9 protein-coding genes are annotated in these 20,378 nt (G+C 35.9%); all 9 read right to left on the bottom strand.

Going from position 1 to position 20,378, the window contains the following annotated elements; all coding sequences use genetic code 11:
- Positions 1 to 14: 14 nt before the first annotated feature.
- A complete protein-coding gene (locus tag BUE10_RS18315) occupies positions 15 to 2,474 on the bottom strand; it encodes a pectate lyase family protein (protein WP_073487452.1) in 2,460 nt (819 codons plus the stop codon).
- A 16-nt stretch (positions 2,475 to 2,490) separates the two neighbouring features.
- Positions 2,491 to 4,824: a DUF5703 domain-containing protein gene (locus tag BUE10_RS18310; protein WP_073487450.1), complete on the bottom strand. Its 2,334-nt coding sequence runs from the start codon at positions 4,822 to 4,824 to the stop codon at positions 2,491 to 2,493.
- Between the two features lie 108 nt (positions 4,825 to 4,932).
- Positions 4,933 to 6,357, bottom strand: coding sequence for a sialate O-acetylesterase (locus BUE10_RS18305; protein WP_073487448.1), 1,425 nt, complete (start codon positions 6,355 to 6,357; stop codon positions 4,933 to 4,935).
- A 294-nt stretch (positions 6,358 to 6,651) separates the two neighbouring features.
- Positions 6,652 to 10,104 carry a glycosyl hydrolase gene (locus tag BUE10_RS18300; protein ID WP_083598167.1) on the bottom strand — a complete coding sequence of 1,151 codons (3,453 nt, stop codon included), beginning with the start codon at positions 10,102 to 10,104 and terminating at the stop codon, positions 6,652 to 6,654.
- Positions 10,105 to 10,385: 281 nt separating this feature from the next.
- Positions 10,386 to 13,727, bottom strand: a complete 3,342-nt coding sequence (locus BUE10_RS18295) for a glycoside hydrolase family 2 TIM barrel-domain containing protein (protein ID WP_234984764.1) — start codon at positions 13,725 to 13,727, stop codon at positions 10,386 to 10,388.
- A gap of 242 nt (positions 13,728 to 13,969) precedes the next feature.
- A complete protein-coding gene (locus tag BUE10_RS18290; protein ID WP_073487447.1) occupies positions 13,970 to 15,091 on the bottom strand; it encodes a glycoside hydrolase family protein in 1,122 nt (373 codons plus the stop codon).
- Positions 15,092 to 15,231: 140 nt separating this feature from the next.
- The gene (locus BUE10_RS18285; protein ID WP_073487445.1) at positions 15,232 to 16,908 is read right to left on the bottom strand and encodes a glycoside hydrolase family protein; all 1,677 of its coding nucleotides are present in this window, start codon (positions 16,906 to 16,908) and stop codon (positions 15,232 to 15,234) included.
- Between the two features lie 131 nt (positions 16,909 to 17,039).
- Positions 17,040 to 19,226: an alpha-L-rhamnosidase-related protein gene (locus BUE10_RS18280; protein WP_073487443.1), complete on the bottom strand. Its 2,187-nt coding sequence runs from the start codon at positions 19,224 to 19,226 to the stop codon at positions 17,040 to 17,042.
- A 360-nt stretch (positions 19,227 to 19,586) separates the two neighbouring features.
- The gene (locus BUE10_RS18275) at positions 19,587 to 20,378 is read right to left on the bottom strand and encodes an AraC family transcriptional regulator (protein ID WP_083598165.1); all 792 of its coding nucleotides are present in this window, start codon (positions 20,376 to 20,378) and stop codon (positions 19,587 to 19,589) included.

The following is a 20,378-nucleotide window of genomic DNA, read 5'->3' as shown; positions in this document are numbered from 1 at the left end:
GGCAAACTCTTTTTCTATTTTACAAAGAAATTAATGGTTCTGCTCATTGAATCTCCGTCTGCATCTTTTACCGTTAGGACGAAAGAAGCGAATCCTTTTTCAACTGCTGTAAACTCAATTTCTTTTCCTTTTAAAACAAATTTTCCATTTTTAAGATCAGTGAAAGTATATACCGCCTTATTTTCATAACCTTTGAAGTAATCTACTGCATTTAAAACTTTCTTTTCTCCCGAATTCACAAAATAATGAGGCTGAGCAAGCCATTCTAAATAATTATCAAGCTGGGTAAATCCATCTTTATCAACATCCTGATTCGCATCTGAAAAATCTCCAGCTTTTGAATTTTCGTTTAAACCAAAAGTTTTTTCCCACCAGTTTGGTAATCCGTCGTGATCTGTATCCCAATCTGCAGGACGAGTTTCTGACGCAAAATTCGGCCATCCGCCAGCGTCTTGTTCATTATCGATCATTCCGCCTAAACCGCTTTTACTTCCTTTAAAAGTAAAAGTCCCTTTTAAAGTTTCATCAATAACTCTGTTATCATGTTTATCAAAAAACGGCTGATTTGCTCCTACATCTGAAAGTACATTTTTATAAGCCGCTTTCGCTGATTGTGTTTCTACATAAGAAACAAAAAATGGCTTATCAACAAATGTTTCATACTGCACAATTTCCTTATTTGTTATAGTAGATTTTCTTCCTTTCTCCTGAGATTTCTCATCAAAATAACCTGGCATTATATTACCGTTAAAATAATAACGCTGCATTCCTTTTCCAACTCCTTCATGTTGTGCATTTAGCGCCACAAATATTTTAGTCGAAGCTCCCGGTTTGTAATAATTGTTTACAAAATTTACCTCGTTTGCACCACCGTCTGTAGTTCTTTGTCCCCAGTTGTAAACCACATTGTTTGTGATATCCAATCTTCCTGTGTAATAACCGTCACCATTTAAGCCACCACCAATACTCCAGTTACGACCTTGGTTATGTGCCAATAAATTGTGATGAAAACTACCAATATCACCGCCAATTGTTGCAGCAAAACCGTGCATTTTTCCAACTTCATATTTATCGTGTCCAGCAACATTTAATGCTTCAGAAATTAAAGTTCTCTGTAATGTAATATGATGCGCACCACGTGAACTAAACGATTCATCAATTGTCCAACTGATCGAGCAATGATCGATAATACTATAATCAGCGCCTGTTAATCCCATTCCGTCATAAGTAGTTCCGCCGCCAATTCTCACTTTTAAAAATCGTATAACACCGTCATTCCCCGTAAGTCCCATTGGCGCTCTGCTAATCGTAATTCCTTCGCCCGGAGCCGTTTGTCCCGCAATAGTGATATAAGGCTGATTTGCCACTAATCTCGAAGCCAGTTTTATATTTCCCGAAACATTAAAAACAATTGTTCTAGGTCCAATTTCTTGATTTACTGCATCACGCAAACTTCCCGGTCCATCGTCATTTAAATTGGTAACTTCAATTACTTTTCCGCCGCGTCCTCCCACAGCATAACGCCCGTAACCTTCAGCACCCGGAAACGCTAATTGTGCTGGCTTAAACGACCAGACATTTCCTAGAGTTACCTGACCATTATTATCTACTTCATCAACTCTCCAGTAATACGTTGTACCGCTGTATAAATCAGAAACTGAAAAAGATTTATCAGTCAATTTTCCTTTAAATTCTTTTGAAGATTCTGTTGCATTCTCTACCGCATTTTTGTCTTCACCAAAATATAATTTATGGAAGTCCACATTTTTTACAGCATCCCATTTTAAGGTTAAAGTTTTGGCAGCTTCAACATGTTCGTCTCTATTTTTAGGTTCCGGAGTTCTGGCCTGATTCATCAAATTTGGCGTATCAATTTCAAAACCGTTGATCACAATCTGTTTGACGATATCTGGGTTTGAAGTCGGATCGATTTCAAAGCGAACGATTACCTCTTTGCCTTTTTCGGCATTAAAAGTAATATAGGCCATCGAAGCATCAATTTTAGCATTGGCTCTCTGACTCGCATTTACCGTTTCCTGAAGTTTTCCGTTTACGTAGATTTTGATTGGCGAAAAAGTTTTTCCGGTAATTACATCAAAAGCGTTATGAAAAGTCAAAAGTGTATGCTTTCCTGCTTTCAATCCGCTGATTTTCATTTCTAAATTTTCAGCTGTAACCAAACCATCGCTTCCTAATTTATTATAAAACGGAGCGTTCATACCCACTTTATACCATTTTGAGGTAAAGTTTCCTTTTAGTTTAAATGCTACATTATTAAATGTTTTTTCAGCTTCTTTTTGATCGCTGACAACCCACGAATCATAATTTACATCATGAACTTCTTCTAATTTTCTTTGAAAAAAATCAAAGTCTACTTTTACAATTTGTTTATCAGTATTTTGAACTGATTGTGCTTGTCCGTTTGTCGCCAAAAGCATAGACAAAACTGCAGCACTTAGTAATTTCTTAATCATTTTTCTTTGGTAATAGTTAGTTTAATTTTTTCTTTTCTTCTATTGAAATCCCTAACAGATTTATAATATCTTTTTTCCTTTCTTCCGGAATTACTTTTATGACTTTTAATTCACCATTAAAAAGCTCAGCTTCAACCGTTGTATTTTGTTTTGCATGTAATTTGAAATGAACATTCCAATCTTTTGGCCATGCCGGAAAAAGATAAATTTTCCCATTCGCTTCCTGCAAAAGCATTTCCTGCATGCCAATCATTCCTGAACCTCCCCAATTATGATCTGGAACCCAGTCAAATCCCGGACCCCAAAACGCAGGAAAACGTCTTTCTGAATTGGCTATTTTTAATATATTGTATTTCGAAGCTTCATTTGTTAAACCCAAGCGAGCCGAAAAAATATTATCTTGTTTCCACCCAATATGACTTCTAAATTTTAAAGCATCGGGATCGTATTTCCATGTATTTAAAGCCGTATCTAAATCAGGTTTTCCAATGCCATAAACTCCCCACGGATAAACAGGATACAATTGCGGAACTTCAGAATTATTAACTCTTTCCCAAGATTTTGCCGGAACTAATACTTTATGATTTTCGATTTGCCCGAAGTTTAAAGGCGGAATTCTCGTTTGAACTCCTTTTACATATTCCAATTCTTCTTTTGATAATTGTTCCGAAGAAAATTCTAAAAGATTATCTGTAATAACTTGTAAAGCCGAAATCGTACTATTAGAGTTATAAGCCATTTTATATGTTTCAGCTCCCGAACCCGGATATAAAATTAATTTTCCGTTTCCATCCAAAGCTTTTCTTCCTCGTTGTTTCGCCAGATATTGATAATGTTCATCAAAAAATCGAAGACAGCTTATAATAAACGAATTGTATTTTTGAATGTCTTCTCCCGCATATTCTTTCTGCTGTAACATCATTTGACAGAATTCAAAAACCGTATCCCATTCATATTCCAGCCACGCATTATATTCCATTCCCGGATCGTAATCTTCGGGACGTTTCCATTCGTATTCTGCAGGGTTTGGCAAGCCGAAATTTTCTAATTGTTCTGTAAACGATGCACCGTTATGGTTCCAATACACTTTACTTCTTAATTCAGCATTTTTCTGTAAACTCAAATAATAATCTAACTGCGATTTCATCATATCAAAATCACCGCTTTTTACCATCGGAAAATAAATCAATCTTTGATTTTGAGCCGTCATAGTTCCTCCGCCCCAATTCCTGAAATCGGGTGTAAAATCTAAAGCTGCATTAGTAAAAACAGGATCAACTGTAAAAAGTCCGCCGTTGAATTTTGTTGGATATTTTCCATACGCATTGCATCCCAGCATATATCGAAACAACTGATAATTCTGCCCGATTTGGTAAACCGAATCTTTCTCAATCGATTGTTTTTTTTGAGTAAAAATAAAACTCCGTTTCCAGAAATCATTCCACCATTTTTGAGTGTTTTTTTCTGCTTGTTTTGAAGTATTTTTATTGGAAGAAATCTGATGTTGCAGTCCAGTATTCCAAGTATTTAAATCAGATTGACTGGTATTTAAATAAATTTCTACTGAATGTTTTTTCGATGGTTTTATGCTCGTTAAATTAAAGCCTTTAAAATCTGTCGATTGGTATTTTCCTAAATATGTTCCATCGGGTTTTAGATTATCACCAGTCATAAATCCACCGAAAGTCAAATTGGCAATCGGGTTCAGCATTTGCTCTTTTACCGATTCCATTTTCTGTTGTTTAACGGCAACATCAAAAACGGTATTTTCTCTGTTTCTGTGATAGAATTTTATGCCGTTATTTTCAAATGAAATAGAATCTTTAAAAATAACAATATCTCCTTGCGGCGCCCATTTATAAGAATTGGCATTATTGGCTTTTCCTTTTGAATCACGGTCTTTATAACGCCAGCTTTCATAAGAAGCCGTCATTTTAAGCGAAGTTTTACTTTCTAAATCAACATGAATAATCGGTTTGAAAACATCTACCCAGAGTTTGATTTTAGTATCATTCTGCCCTACTAAAATGTAACCGTCTTTGAGATTTAATTCCTGATGAAAACCTTCTTTTCCTGAAAACGGATTCGGACTTAAAGTAACTTTTATTCTTCCTAATTTTAATAAAGTATTATGTTCATCAAAAGTTCCGCTTCGCGAAAAATAGAAATACAAATCTCCTTTTTCTACCCAGACATTCATACCAATATCACCGCCTCCCAAAGGCATAGATTCTGATGAATTATTGCTTTGTGCTGTCCAGATTTGATTGTAATTATCGAGCACAGGAATCTGCGCTTTAATACAAAGCGTGGTGAAGAGAAGTATAAATAGTATATTATTTTTCATCATTTTCTTTCCTGCAAGGTTTCCAAAACCTTGTAGGTATTTATATCACGTTATAGACTTTCAAATTAGATACCTACAAGGTTTTGGAAACCTTGCAGGAGCGGCCGTGTATTACCATTCATCTGTTCTAAATGAAGAAACTGGTAAACCTCCTGCGCTAAATAATTCCGCTTTAGCGAAATCTTTCCATAAATAACGAACAGCAACTGGTTTAGCCACTTTATCTGAAGTCAAAACCACCGATTTTCTTCTGACAACTGTTTTTGCCGGATAGAAAACTTTATCTTCTCCAGCTATTTCAAAACCAGTAACTTCTTTATCATAAGAGGTAATTCCGTTAGCTGCATCCTCAAAAGAAACCGTAACCGAACCATCTTTTATTTCCATCGATTTGTATTTAGGACTTTCGAATTCGAAGCCTTCAATTCCGTAGGTTTTTGCCAAAGCCTGAAAAGCCAAACGGTTTCCTCCTTTTTCTTTGTCCATTGGGTGAATGTTATTTTCTTCACCAATATCCATTAAAACGGCCATTCCTGAATTCGGAATCTCTCTTGAAGCTTTCAATTGCGCTTCTCTTATATAAGCCGAATTATATTTTTCTAAATAATCTTTTGGATGAAAAGAAGCATAATTAAACGGCGCAATCTGAGCATAGTAAAATGGAAAATCGCCTTGTTTCCACAAAGCTCTCCAACTTGAAACCATTTTTTTCATCAAAGCAGTATACTCCGAAGCTCTTTCGTAATTAGATTCTCCCTGATACCAAATACAGCCTTTGATTCCGTAACCAATTACAGGCGAAAGCATTCCATTAAATAAAGTAGTCGGAACACGATTTGGATCTTTTGCTAATTCTTCTTTTGTAGTCGGAATTTTAGCGCTTGCAAAATCTTTCAGCATTTCCTGATTCATCCACGCTTCCATGCTTGAACCACCGTAAGAAACATGAATCAAACCAACGGGAACACCTAAAACTTCCTGTAAAAGTGAACCAAAATACCAAGCCGTCGCACTAAAATTAGAAGTTGATTTTGGAGAAGCTACTTCCCATTTTCCTTCAAAATCCTGCAAAGGTTCTAAAACCGTTGCGCGTGGAATCGTGATTAAACGAATGTTTTTATTGGTTGATCTTACAATGATTTCATTTCCATTTTTAACGGGCTGACCTTGAAATCCTTTTAACGGCATTTCCATATTTGATTGTCCGGAACAAAGCCAGACTTCCCCAATTAAAACATTTTTAATGAGAACTTTTTCAGTTCCATCTGAAACTTCAATCGTAAACGGCCCTCCAAATGATGGCGTTTGTAATTCTGTTTTCCATTTACCGGAATTGTCTGCTTTTACTTTGTAGATTTTAGAATTCCACGAGGTTTTTATGGCAACATTCGCGTTCTTCTCCGCCCAGCCCCAAATTGGCGCATTTGATTTTTGCTGCAGCATCATGTTGTCTGTAAACAATGCTGGCAGTTTGATTTTGGCATTAATTGTAAAGCTTACTAAAATCGTTAATAATGCAATAATTGATTTTTTCATTTCTATATATTTTTTTTTGCCACAGATTAAAAGGATTATTTGGATTTTTTTATCGAATTTTTCTCAATTCGCCCCTTTTAATATGTAGTTATTTTCTTTTTTCAATTGCCTCCAGCATTAGCTGGAGGTTATATTTTTCAACATCTCAGGCTTTAGCCAAACTAACTATTGGGCTAAAGTCCTTATCTTGTTATCTTTTGAAACCTCCAGCTAAAGCTGGAGACAATTGATTTTCTTTTCTTTTATCACGGATTAAAAAAATCTTTTTAATCCTTTTAATCTGTTGCAAAAAAATTATTTCTTCTTTTCTTTCAAAATTACAACCGGCCCCAATAATCCCGCTTTAAGCAACGGTTCCCCTTCTAATCTATAGGTTGCATTCGTCCATGTTAATCTTTCTTCTTTTGGTAATTTTTGGTCGCCCATTAATCGGTTTGCCCACGTATTTGTAATGTTGATTTCTATGATGTTTTTTCCTTTTTTCAACGCTTGAGAAATATCTGTTTTGAAAGGGAATGTCCAAAGTGTTCCGCAATCTTTTCCGTTGATTTTTATTTCAGCAATATTTGAGATTTTTCCTAAATCAATCCAGATTTTATTGGTGTCTTTTCCTTTCCAGTCAAACTCTTTTTTATAAACTACTGTTCCCGAATAATACTTAATCTGGTCATTATCCGAAGTACTCCAGTCAAAAAGTTTGTTTGTTTTTACAATCTCTTTCAGACCTTTAAATGCCGGATCAAATTGTAACTCCCAATTTTCATCTAAAGTCTGAACTTTTTCAAATTCAGAAGATTTTCCCTGAGCTAAAACTTCTTTTGTTTCCTCTTTAAAAATCACAAAACCAGATTCGTTTGCATCTAAATTAATAGTCAAAATTGTTCTTCCGTTTTCTATTTTCCAATTGGCTAAAGCCGAAGTTTTATCGGTTACTGGATTGTACCAAACCGGAATTTTTCCTGCTATTCTAAATGAAGCATCAAAAGAACGTTTTTCTTCTTTTTGATTGGAAATAAAATAAATATCTTCTGTATCAGATTTGCGGTGTGTCCAAGCAATTGTTTCAGAATCAGTTCTGTTTAAATTTGGAAAATAAACATCTTGCGTAATTCCAATTGAAGCAAAATCATTTTCTAAATAAGGTAATTTTATAACCGTTCCTTTCCCTATTTTCCAAGTTGATGAATTGGAGTTATTCCAAATTTCATCAATTACATTCTGCCATTTTTTAAAATCTTCATTTGATTGTAAACCCGGTTCTAAATTTGGTTTTTCATCCACAAAAATCGTTGCACCATCTTTTACTAATTGCAACATTTTTTCGGCGGAAGCCAAAGAAAGCAGCTTGTTTGGTGCCATTTTATGACTTCCCGGAAACAATAATGCTCCGTATTCAATTCCGCCTTCAAAAGAGATTTTTCCATTCTCCACTTTTGCACGGTTTATCAAAATATCTGAATTGAACGAATCGTATTGATAACCATTCATCGCATTAATCCATTGCGATAAATCAGTTGATTTTTTAGAAAAACTCACTTCTTTCGGCATTTTAGCGCTTGGCTGTCCTTCATTTTTTAAACGAATAGCTTCACTTTCTACTCTTTCCTTTCCAAAAACATTCGGAATAAAAGGCACTAGACGATCCGGAAGTATGGAACGAGAAGGCAAATCTTCGCCAATAAAAACGGCCAAATCAATAACCGGTTTTCCTTTCTGTAACTGAAACTGTACTCTTTGGCAATATTCAAACCAAGCTTTTCCGGGTTCCCACCAAGTTTGGTCTCTTTGAAAATAGCTTCCAATTCCGTCTAAAGTCATTCCGGGTTTTCTGTCCAGCCACGGATTATGTACAAAAACGTGATAGAAAAAACGGTTAATTCCTAAAGCATAATTTCTATCGGCAACTACTTTTAAATTTCCTGGATGTTCGTCCCAATCCATTTTTAAAGCTGTAAAAGCTTCTGCCTGAATAATATCTTTTCCGTAAATATGTCCGCCGGAAATAGCATCTAACATATCGTTTGGTTTGTCGTGCGTTGGGCTTTTCAGCCAAAATTCACCACTTGGATAATCAATATATTTAAAATGCAAAAGTCCATCGCTCATCATGGTTGGTGCGACATTTTCTGAACTAAATTTTACATTGGCATCGTCAGCAATTTGTCTCAGAGTTCCAAAGAAGTATTCAGCAACTAATTCTGAAATTGTTTTTCTAACATCGTATAAAACTTTCTCCGAAGTTTGAATATCTTTTACAGGAATTCCCGCCATAACCGGCAGATAATCTACAATATCATAACCTCTACGGGTTTTAAATTCGTTTCTAAAAACAGGCGACCAGTTTTGACTTCCGCATTCCCAACTGTCCATATGAAGAATTCTAACCACTTTTGAAGCTAGTTCAGGACCGGCAACTCTAAGCATTTCGCCAAACCAATGATCCAGCTGAAAACGAATAGCTTCGGTATTAAATTTATCCACTTCTAAACCTCTTCCCGCTCCTGCCGTTGCATTTTCGTGTCCTGTTGAAGTATGTCCAAAACGAATGATTCTCCAATTCGCTTTCGCGGAAGCTTTCCAATTTAAAACACCGTTTGCATCAACAAACTTCGAAATATTGATCATTTTTGATAGATCGACACAATCTGCAGCATTAATTTCTTTTTCGGTTGTCTGCGGACTCAATCGCCAAATAACTCCCGATTTTCCTTGATAATTATCGATTAAAGATTCGTTTGACAAATAGATTTTTGACACTTTTAAACCTTGATTCCATTTCGCTGGATCTAAATCTTCTGCTCCTGGTTCTGTTTCTTCGGGATCATAAACAAATCTAAAATATTTGGCTTTTGTGGGAACAATGCTGTGCGTGTAAAATGCATCAATATCCTGCCAGCCGTGACGTGGCGTTGTTAATCTTCCTAAACTTCTGAAAATTTTTCCATCATCACTGACTTCAATTATTAAACGATGCGCCTGATAATTATTTCCTTTGGTTTCAATTTGAATGGATTTACACAAAAATGGCTCCTCAAATTCGTATTGAATCCAGCCTTTTTTCGGCATTCTAAATAATCCGTCTTTATCTGATGAACTTAAAATAGTCGCATCAGCTTCTGGATTGGTTGATGTTATTTTTGGACGTTTTTGATCCGATGTAATAAAACTTTCTTTTACCGGAATGGCAAACGCTGCAATATCTTTATAATAGTCTTTGTAATGATTTGGAACGGCTAATTTTAGATTTTTAAAGTTGTTTCCGCTTACAATAGTGTCTTTCCAAACGACTTTTTGCATGGACATTTCGGGCGTTATCCAAGGGCCTCCGGCAACGGCAAAACCATCGGCAGGATGAAATCCAATTTTTACTCCAACCCGATCTGCTTCTGTTAAAGCCCAATGCACTAAATCCCAGAATTCTTTGCTTAACTGCAAAACCGGCGGGTCAATCAACGGCGGATTTGCTGGACCTTTAATAGTCATTAAATACGCACCTTCGATACCTGCCCTTTTCATCGCTTCTAAATCGGCAGTGATGCCTTCTTTAGAATAGGCGCTTTGCATCCAATACCAATATGTCCAAGGCTTTGAGGATTCTTTGGTAGGTTGAAAAAAGGTATTTTCTTTTTTATGGATTTCCTGTGCGGAAAGGATTCCTGCAAAAAGTAAGAACAAGACAGTCAAAAGTTTTAAAGTCGAAAGTCGAAAGTCCTTTTTAAAAAGAAAAATATGTTTTTTTTGAAACATTTTTGTTGGTATTATTTTCGTTGGTAAACCCGACAGGTTTTAAAAACCTGTCGGGTTTAATACATACGTATATTTTATTCGTTTTATTTCTCATTACAAAACATAGCCATTGGTTTCAACCATTAGGACGTAACGTGATTACACAATACGTTTCCCGAGGTTGAAACCTCGGGCTATGTTTGATATTGAATCTTAATCTTTGTCGAGTTTCTTACGAAGATTTCTTGTTCCTCGAAATGACAAACTGTATCTTTTAATTCTTAATTCTTAATTTTTAATTACTAATACTTAAACTTCTTCAAACTGTTTTCTAATTCATTTTTTGAACCGTTGAAAGGCGTCAAATAAAAACTATATTGATAATCTCCAGATTTAATTTGATATTGTTCTAAAGGCTGTGCTACCAATGTCCAGCTGTCGTTTCCTCCCACTCCCATTTGCATTAAATCAATATTTACCGTCAAGAATCCCGGATCTTTCAAATCATAGGTATGACCTGCAGAACTTAGGTTTTCCTGTGTATAAGGCCATGCGCTCATGCTTAAGACTTTAGAATCCTTTACTACTAAAAATCCGTTGTTTTTTTGCAGAGTGCTTAATGCCATCCATCTTACGTCACATCTGTTACCGTTTTCCTGCGGTTTTGGATAATGTTCAATAAAATCATTTATTGGAAGTGAATATTTCCCAACAAAAGAACCAAAACTTCTATCGTTGTAATTTTCCAGTTCTCCTTTTCCATACCATGAAATCTGGTCGAATTTTCTTTGAACTCCCATCTGCATTCCGATTTTTGGAATGTTCGGCAATTTGTTCGATGCTTTTAAACTGTAATCTACTTTTATTAATCCGTTTGGTAAAATGTTGTAGATCACTTTTACGCTAGCGCTGTCTCTTATAACTTCATAATCACTTGTAATTTTAATTTCAAAAGCTGATTTGTCAATTTTAATGTTAACCAATTTTGGTTTTGCTTTATACCATTGTTTCAACAATTTTTGCGATTTCCATCCGCGTTTATCGTTGTCTGTAAGCGGTCTCACGAAGTTCGGTAATAACGGTGCAAACACTTGTTCTTCTCCGTTAAAAACATATGAACTCAAAGCTCCGTTTGTTTTTCCAATTGTAATATCAAAAGTTTTTCCTTTGATCTTAAAATCGGAACCTGATTCTGAAACGTTTAAAGTTTCTTTTTTAGATTCTGGAGAAACGGCTTCTTTCTTTTTTAACAGAAACTGATCTTCCGCGACAGCATAACCTTTTGAAGCCCAAAGTTCCTCTTTTGAAAGCTGAAATTCTATATTTAAAATATATTCCGCATCAGCTTTCATTTTTGGAAGATAAGGACTGATATTTAAAGTTGTAGATTGTCCTGCTTCTACTTTTAATGGTTTTAAAATCTGAGTTTTAATCACGTTTCCGTTTTCCAAAACTTTTAAAACCGGAATATAAGCTTCTAATGATTTAACGGCCTGACGATTTTTAATTTCTAACTGATTTCCGTTTAAAGTTGAAACCGCTGGCTGATAGACCCATTTATTCTCAAAAATCGAACCTTTTGGTTTTCCGTTAGAATCTACAATTCCTTTTGTATTGAAGTTTCCGTCATGGTATTTTTCACCAAAATCTCCTCCATGTGCAAAATAATTCTGACCTGATCTGGAATCGAATTTTACTAATCCCTGATCTTTAAATTCCCAGATACAGCCTCCAATCACTCTTGGAAGCGAACGGAATTCATCCCATAATTCTTTTAAATTTCCAACTGAATTCCCCATTGCATGAGAATATTCAACGAAAATAATCGGACGAGTATCTTTCTTTTGATCAACTAAAAATTTTGGAGTGAAAACGCCAGGATAAAAACGGCTGACCATATCGACATACGAATCATCCTGCGGATTTTCGAATCGATAAGCGTGATCGATTGTTTTTGGATATCCCGGATCAAGCGGATCAATATAACCGTCTAATTTGGCATTTCCCTGTGCTGGTTCGTAATGAACTGGACGTGTAATGTCGAAATCGTGAACCCAACCCGACATTGCGGAATGGTTTGGCCCTTTTCCGCCTTCATTACCCAAACTCCACATTACAACCGATGGATGGTTTTTATCTCTTTCAACCATTCTCGTCATACGCTCCAAATAAGCATTTGTCCATTTTGGATCGTTGCTTAGTTTTCCGCCAATTCCGTGTGTTTCCTGATTCGCTTCGTCCATTACCATGATTCCATATTGATCACATAATTCGTAGAAATACGGATCGTTTGGATAATGACTTGTACGCATAAAATTGAAATTGAACTTTTTAATAGTGGTAATATCTTGTTTGATATCTTCTCTTGTAACCGCTTTTCCTCTTGTTGGATGATGATCGTGACGGTTTACGCCATATACATAGGTTTCTTTTCCGTTGATGAGCATTTTTCCGTTTTCTTTGGAGAATTCAATCGAACGGAAACCAACTTTACAGCTTTTGGCTTCGGTAACATTGCCGTTTTTATCTTTTATGGAAATTACCATTGTGTATAAATTCGGTTCTTCTGAACTCCATTTTTTTGGATTTTTGATCGTTTCCTGAAAGAATCCAAAACGAACATTATCCAGACGAGGATAACTTTCGTTGATTAAATCAATCACAGGTCTTTGAAGCGGTTCTTTGAACATTGCCGTATTATTAGCATCGTACAATTGAACATTCATTGTATAATCTTTGATTTTTTCTCCTGTCAGATTCTCTACTTTTGGGCGAAGTTTAAAAACTGCGTCTGTATATTGTTTATCTAATTTGGTTTGAACAAAGAAATCCTGAATACGCAGTTTCGGCTCGGCCATAATGAAAACTTCACGCTGGATTCCGCTCATACGCCAGTGGTCCTGATCTTCTAAATAAGAACCATCGGTCCATCGAATGACACGAACTGAAACTACATTTTCTCCTGCTTTTAAATAAGGCGTAATATCAAATTCTGATGGCAGAAAACTGTCTTCTCCATAACCTAAAAATTCTCCATTAAGCCAAACTTCAAAACCTGAACTTACGGCTCCGAAATGTAAAGTCACCGTCATATCTTTCCAATTTTCTGGAACGGTAAAACTACGCTGATAAGAACCAACTCCGTTATAATCTTTAGGAATATAAGGCGGATTTATTGGTCTGAAAGGATAAACGGCACTTTTGTAAATTGGATTATCGTACCCTTTCATTTCCCAATTAGCAGGTACTTCAATTTTATCCCAAGCTGAAACTTTTGATTTGTAAAAATCTTTTGAAGCTTCTTTCTGATTTACGGCATATTTAAAATCCCAATCGCCGTTTAGCATCTGAATTCGGCTTTTAGTTCTGTCACCTTTTAAGGCATCTTCAACAGTTGCGTATGAATAAGCTGTTGCTCTTGATGGCTGTCTGTTGATGCTTGTAACCGTTGGATCTTCCCACGGAGCAAACTGGTATTTTTTATGTAATTCTGGAATTCCTGCTGGTTCTCCTGTTACGGATTGTGCCTGCGCGTAAGTTGTGAATAGTAAAATGTAAAATGCATACGTCAAAAATCGTAATCTGAAAAATGGATTATTGTATTTTGATTTTGATGTAAACATTGGTTTTATATTATTGTTCATTATGTTTTCTAATTGTGTAGTCCCTACGGGACAAAATTTGTTTTTTGGTAATCATTTTCTACCGATATTTAACTCCTATCGGAGTATCTCATAGAGATTAATATTGTTGATTTCCACATAATATTTAACGTGTATTACAATATTAAACTCTGTTGGAATATCTCGTAGAGATTAAATATCGGTAACCCAAAAGCCACACCAGTAAAAATGTCCCGTAGGGACTATATCTATTACGCTTAGTTTTATTTCTTAACTTTCTCCGGCGGTGCCACAAAATTCAACTTACTTTTTCCTAGATCTTTAGATGTTGTAATTGCAATTCCTCTTTGCTCTGCTTTGTTAACGGCACAATAAAAATGATAGACAACACCGTCATGTTTTACCACAAATGATTTATGCGCAAACAAATCATCGTAAGGTTCAGATGATTTAACTAAATCGTCGCCTTTCCAGTCCGTCCAGTTTACTAAATCATTCGAAACGGCAAAACGATTAAATGCACCTTGATTCCAACCTGTCCAAAAAGCTCCAAAATAGAACATCACCCAAGTATCATTAATACGCTGAATATAGGCATCTCCTGAGATTCCTTTATGATGATTGATTAAAGGTTTATTGCCATAACGCTTCCATTCTTTCATATTGTTCGATACCGCCATAGCAATACGTTCTGCTCCTTTAGCTGGATTTAAACTATCTCCACGGGCATTGTAATACATGATAAAATTGTGTCCTGTCACTTTATCTTTATCACGAATCACACTGTTTTTGTACATAGTACTGTTGTCCCACCATTTGGCATCTTTGTCTTTTGGTGTCAAAACCGGATTTTCTAATCTTTGAAATTCGTGTGGTTTTGTCGGCGCTTCTTTGGTATAAGCCATTCCTATTGATAAAACACCTGCTTCGTAACCTTTGCTGTCTCCGCCAAAATAACTCATCCAATATTTGTCCTCATATTTTTCCCATTCGTAGCTTCCGCCCCAAGTTGGATCTTGCAACGAAATATATCCTGCTTTTTGATTTACATCCCAATGTTTTTCATTTTCTGAGAAAGACATTACTTTTCCTAGATATTTCCAGTCTAAAAGATTTTCGCTTTCTGCAAGCCAAGTTTCATATCCTCTTCCGTCGTAAATTAAATACGTCATGTACCATTTCCCGTCTTTTCTAAACACACTCGGACAATCCATTTTGTATAAGTTGTCAGTCGGAACCATAACCAAGCCGTATTTATAAGGCGTTTTGATTTCTTCGTAAATCTCCTGCATTACGCTGTCGGTAATTTCTCTTTTCTTGTATTTGGTTGCACAGCTGGTTATGACTAGTGCTGTAAAAGCAATAATAATGTATTTTGTTCTCATGTTATATGGCACGCTGATGACACAGGTTAAACTGATTTACACAGGTTTTATATTTTTATTCTCTCGCAGATTTTGCAGATTGAACTGATTTTATTAAAAAAAAAATAGTGCAAATCTGTTTAATCTGTAAAATCTGCGGGCTATTTCTTCAACTCTTCTAGACGTGATTCCATCACATCTTTGTTTAGTTTTACTTTTACCATTCCTGTTGGATGAAATCTTCTCTTCAAATCGATTGCATTATAGACAATTGTGTAAACATCATTTCCTTCTGGGATTAAGCAGAGTGGAGTTCTCATAATATCCCACCATTTATCGACTTTAGTTTCTATTGGTAAATAATGCGCTTCTGCCCAATTAACACCATCTGCTGATAATGAATACGCAATCATGTTTGGTAAATGATGTCCCCAGCCGTCTGGACCTCCGTCGAAAATAGCGATGTACATTCCGTTTTGCAACTGACTTACAATTGGATTTTCTACAAACTGCGGATGTATTGTCTTAATTGGTTCCAAACCTTTGTTCATCCTCAACCAAGGGCCTTCTAAACTTTTTGATTCGGCTAAAGCTACAAACCAGCCTTTTCCTGATTTCTTCGGATAATCTGCCCATGAATTAAACGGATAAGCACCACTGTAAAAGCCGAAATATTTATCGCCAACCTGATACGGGAAAAACGAAGCAACACCCTGACGACCTTCCCAAGGCTGCGAATCTAATCCTGGTTCCATAATGATTCCCATATCTTTATAAGGCCCGCCAATTCCGTTGATTCCTTCTACTGTCGATTCGCAACGCCAAATTCTTCCGAATGAATGATTTGGTTCTATTTCTTTACTTACGGTATAAGCCAAATAATAGCCGTACCACTTGTTTGCTTTTTCACTAAAAACAGGCATATACGACCAAATTGCTGCACGACGATCATTCATCGGGTTATCGTCTTCTGTAACGGCGTAAGTTCCGCTGGCTTGGTAGATTGTAGATTCTCTTTTCCAATGGATGGCATCTTTACTTGTCCAATGTCCAATTTTGGTTTTTACACGATCATAATAGTAATCAACGCCTTTTTCACCTGCTCTTTCGGTTGGAAACATATGATAAGTATCGCCGACTTTTACTACTCGTCCGCCTTCAAAACCTCCCTGAATCCCTTCTGTTCCTGACATGCCTTCATCAATAACAGGTTTATTTTCTCCACCGATAATTTCGAAAAGTGGTTTTTCATCTGAAAATCCTTCAACGACGAAAGTTGGATTCCAGAGTTTTCCGTCCGGAAGTTCTGCGTTTCTATAACTTAATTTTTGACCATCTTTTACAACACCTAATAGTGCAAATAATCCACTTCCCGGATTTATAGTCTGTGTTCCTTTTGGGAATGAAAGTGCGTAAACATTAATCGAAGGTAATCCTGTAACAGTCAATCCGTTTTTAAAAACCAATTTTGCGTTTTCTAAGTTATTTGACTGAAGATATTCTGAAGTATTTTCCTGAAAAACACCAATTAAAACCTGAACTGGTTCTTTAAATTTTACTTGCAAAGGAGCATTAGTTCCGTTTTTATATTTATCTAAAGGAAGTTCAATTCCCGTCAAACCTTGCAACTCTGGAGCTAAACGAACAATATTGTGTTTGCTTCCTGAAAATACATGTGCGTATTGTGTCGTTTTGAATGTTTTATAATTTGATTTTACAATTTCAAATGATGCTGGTTTCCATGTGGTATTTTGTGCTGAAACTTGAATGCAGACAGTTAACAGCATTAGGAAAGCTGCTTTAAATTTGAAGTTGTATTTTGTGTTTTTTGGAAACATTGTTTTTTTATTTTTTATTCCTGATTTTGCATCATTGCGAGGAACGAAGCAATCACATTTGCTATATCAAACTTTGCGCAATCATTAGTGAGGTTGCTTCGTTCCTCGCAATGACATGCTGGATGAATAATTTATAGAGCTTTATAACTCACTTTATACTCCATATTAGGTTTTACAATCAATTGGTATTTATTTTTTGCTAATTCTGTAATCGTTCCAGAGTTTGTTTTGGGTTTACTGGCACTTTCAAAAATCAATTTTCCTTGTCCTTCGCCTGCTTTTACTTTAATTTCTTTGGTACTGCAATACACGGTAACTTCTCCGTTTGGTGTTGGCACTTTTCCTTCCATCCATTTTAAACCTCCAAGATTTGGTTTGATTTCGTATTCTGAATAACCTGGAGCGGTTGGTTTTACACCTAAATAATATTTTCCTAACAAGTAAATCGGACTTGCTCCCCAAGCGTGGCAAAGACTTTTTCCGTAAGGACGACCATACATCGTTAAATGTTCTGTTCCTTTTTTGTTCGGGTTGTATTCTTCCCAGAAAGATGTTGCGCCTTCATTCAGCATTCCTCCCCAATAATCTTTCATTTCTTTTAAAACGTAATCTTGTTCGCCCATCGCACACAAAGCTTCCAACTCATAAAAGCGCATGTATGGTGTTGTGATTTGAAGAACATCTTTATTGAGCAAGACTTTATTTTTTACACTTTGTTTTTGTTCTTCATTAAAATAATTGAAAAAAATACCGACCATATTAGCGTATCTGGTTACAATATTTTGCATTTTACCATCGATGCGCTGGTGTTTCATGACGTTTTCTTTTTTATCCCAAAACACATCAAATAGCTTTGTTTTTAAATCTACAGCTAATTTTTGATACTGTTTTTGGTCTTCACTTTTACCAGCAATTTCAGCACTTACTGCCATAGCTTCTAAACTTCTCGCTAAAAGCATTTGCTCAAAACTAACCTCACCCGTTTTTGGGAGTCCGTCTGCCCAATCAATAAAAACCCAGTCACCTTCTAATGGTTCGAGAAATCCGTTTTTATTTCTTCTTTCTAAACAGAAATCCATCAGTGATTTCATTCTTGGATAAAAAGTTTTGATGAATTTCGTATCGCCTGTATGTAAGTAATAATCGTAAACACCTACAAACCAATACAGCGAATAATCCATGATGATATTTACGTGAGCTGTAACAGGATCTTTTCCTCGAAGGGCTAAAAGCGTTCGTTCTACCGAAGCCGAATCAAAGAACAAATAATAATTCATTAAATAACTTTGATAAGCATCACCAGACCAAACCCAGCGGTCACGTTTAATTCCGTCGATAAAAAATTCGCGAGAAGTTAAATGCATCGTATAAGCCGACACATCCCAAATTTTATTCAATTGTTCATCAGAAGATTTGAATGCACCACGATAATCTAATGGCAAATATTCATAAAGCATCGAAATAGAATCATATTTTACTCCTGCATCTGCTTGCACCTGAACATAACGGAATGCTTTCGAGCCGTCGTGTGTGTAGGTTTCAGGCTGTTTTCCATCAAAAGATAAATGATCTAAGGTTTCGCATTTGGCTGAATCCAGCGCTTCTTCACGAGATTCTCCATAATAAAGAGCAACTTTGCCTTTTCCTTTTAAACCATGAATTTTAATGTAACCGAAAGTTTCTTTACCGAAATCTACCAACTGACCTGCTCCTATTTTCTCTGTTTTCTTTGCACTCAAAGGTTTGGTTGTTAGTTTAAATCCGGAAGGTTTATTTTCTGGCGAATTAAAATTCCAAGAACCAACTGGAACCCAAGGCGTACCAGATTGTTGGGCTTTTCCCGTTTCGTCAATCCAAAGTTTATCTTCGTTGGTTACTTTCCAAGAAGCATCAGATTTAAGATAATTACCAGAAATATAAATAGCGGGCAACACTTCTTGATTGTAGACTTTAAATGAAATTTTGTGCTTTCCGGCAGGAACTGTAATTGATTTTGGCTGTCCGTAAATTTGAACGCCATCTAAAAGTAATTGAAAAGGTCCTTCTGAGAAGATTTTCACTTCGTCTGGCTTTGGAATATCTACTTCTGTTTGAAAAGTGACCAAAGCGTAAGGGCTGTAATATTGCCAAAGCGGAGGAAATACTGCTTCGCGTTCTGTTCGTCTTACTTGCATTTTATTGCTTAACCAAACTTCAAAATCACCTGGATACCAGATCCATGTCGCTTCTTTTGGTTTTTCTTGTGCTGATAACAACGAACAAGAAAAAAGGGCAACAAAAAGAAGTAAAATTTTAAAAATGGGAAAGCGGTTTAGCATAGTTAGTCTATTTTGGGACTAAAGATAAATGTTATCTTTACATTTGACAACCTGCACTATCCTGCTATTTCATAAAAAACAGTACTTTTTGATAATTTTTTAAGGGAAAAATTGTGAGTTATCACTTTTTTAGTATTAAAAAAAATGATGTTAGAATTTTTATGATACGCAGATGAAACGGATTTACTTCGTAAAGACGCGGATAAAAACGGATTTTTTATTTTGTTTCTCATCCATAGCTTTGTCAAAGTTTTGAACTTTGACAAAGTTTGCTACATTGATATAATTAAAATCTGTGTAAATCCGCGTCTTCGCGATAGCGAATCCATTTTATCCGCGTTCTAATTTTAGGTTTGTTATTTAAGCAGATAATTTATCGTTTTCATTTTCATCTTCTAAAATATAATTAGAAGGCGTTTTACCTAAATGTTTCTTAAACATATAAATGAAAGCGCTTGTAGTTTCATAACCTAAATTGAACGCGATTTCTTTAATAGATTGTTTTTCGCCTAAACGTTTTATCGCTTCCAATAATTTTAATCGCGTACGCCAATCGCTGAAATTCATTCCGAGTTCTTTGATGAATAAGCGGGATAAAGTTCTGGTGCTCATAAAAGAAAGTTCGGCGTAATACTCTATTGTATTTTTGCTTGAAACATCATTCATTAAAAGTTCGACTACTTTTTGAAGTCTATCGTGATTGGTTGTTGGGAGAAATGTTGCACTTGGCTCGATTAAAGCTAATTCGTCTAAAAAAACGTCACTAATTCTTTTTTGAGACGGAGTGAGATTTCCTTCTATTCCAAAAGAAATAATTTTAAAAACCAACTGCTTTAAAAACATCGGAATATCAAAGGAAAAACTATTGATTGGTAATCCTTCTATTGCCGACGGATCGATAAAAACGCTGTAATAATTAACGTCTTTCTGAAAAGTAACCTGATGCTCTACTCCACCCGGAAGCCACAAACCCTGCAACGGATTCACAACCCAAATATGATTGCCTACCACAACATTCATCACGCCACGAGTTGCGTATATTAGCTGACCTCTTGGATGTGAGTGCGAAATACACATTTCGTTAGTTACCATTTCGGTATAGCCAATAACAGGTATTGATGGATCAAGTCTGTATCCATGCTCTTGCGCCAT

The organism is Flavobacterium sp. CF108 (genome assembly GCF_900129795.1).
In the GTDB taxonomy this organism is placed as follows: Bacteria; Bacteroidota; Bacteroidia; order Flavobacteriales; family Flavobacteriaceae; genus Flavobacterium.
The sequence above is the reverse complement of the archived record's forward strand: the minus strand, read 5'-3'. Positions and strand labels throughout refer to the sequence as shown.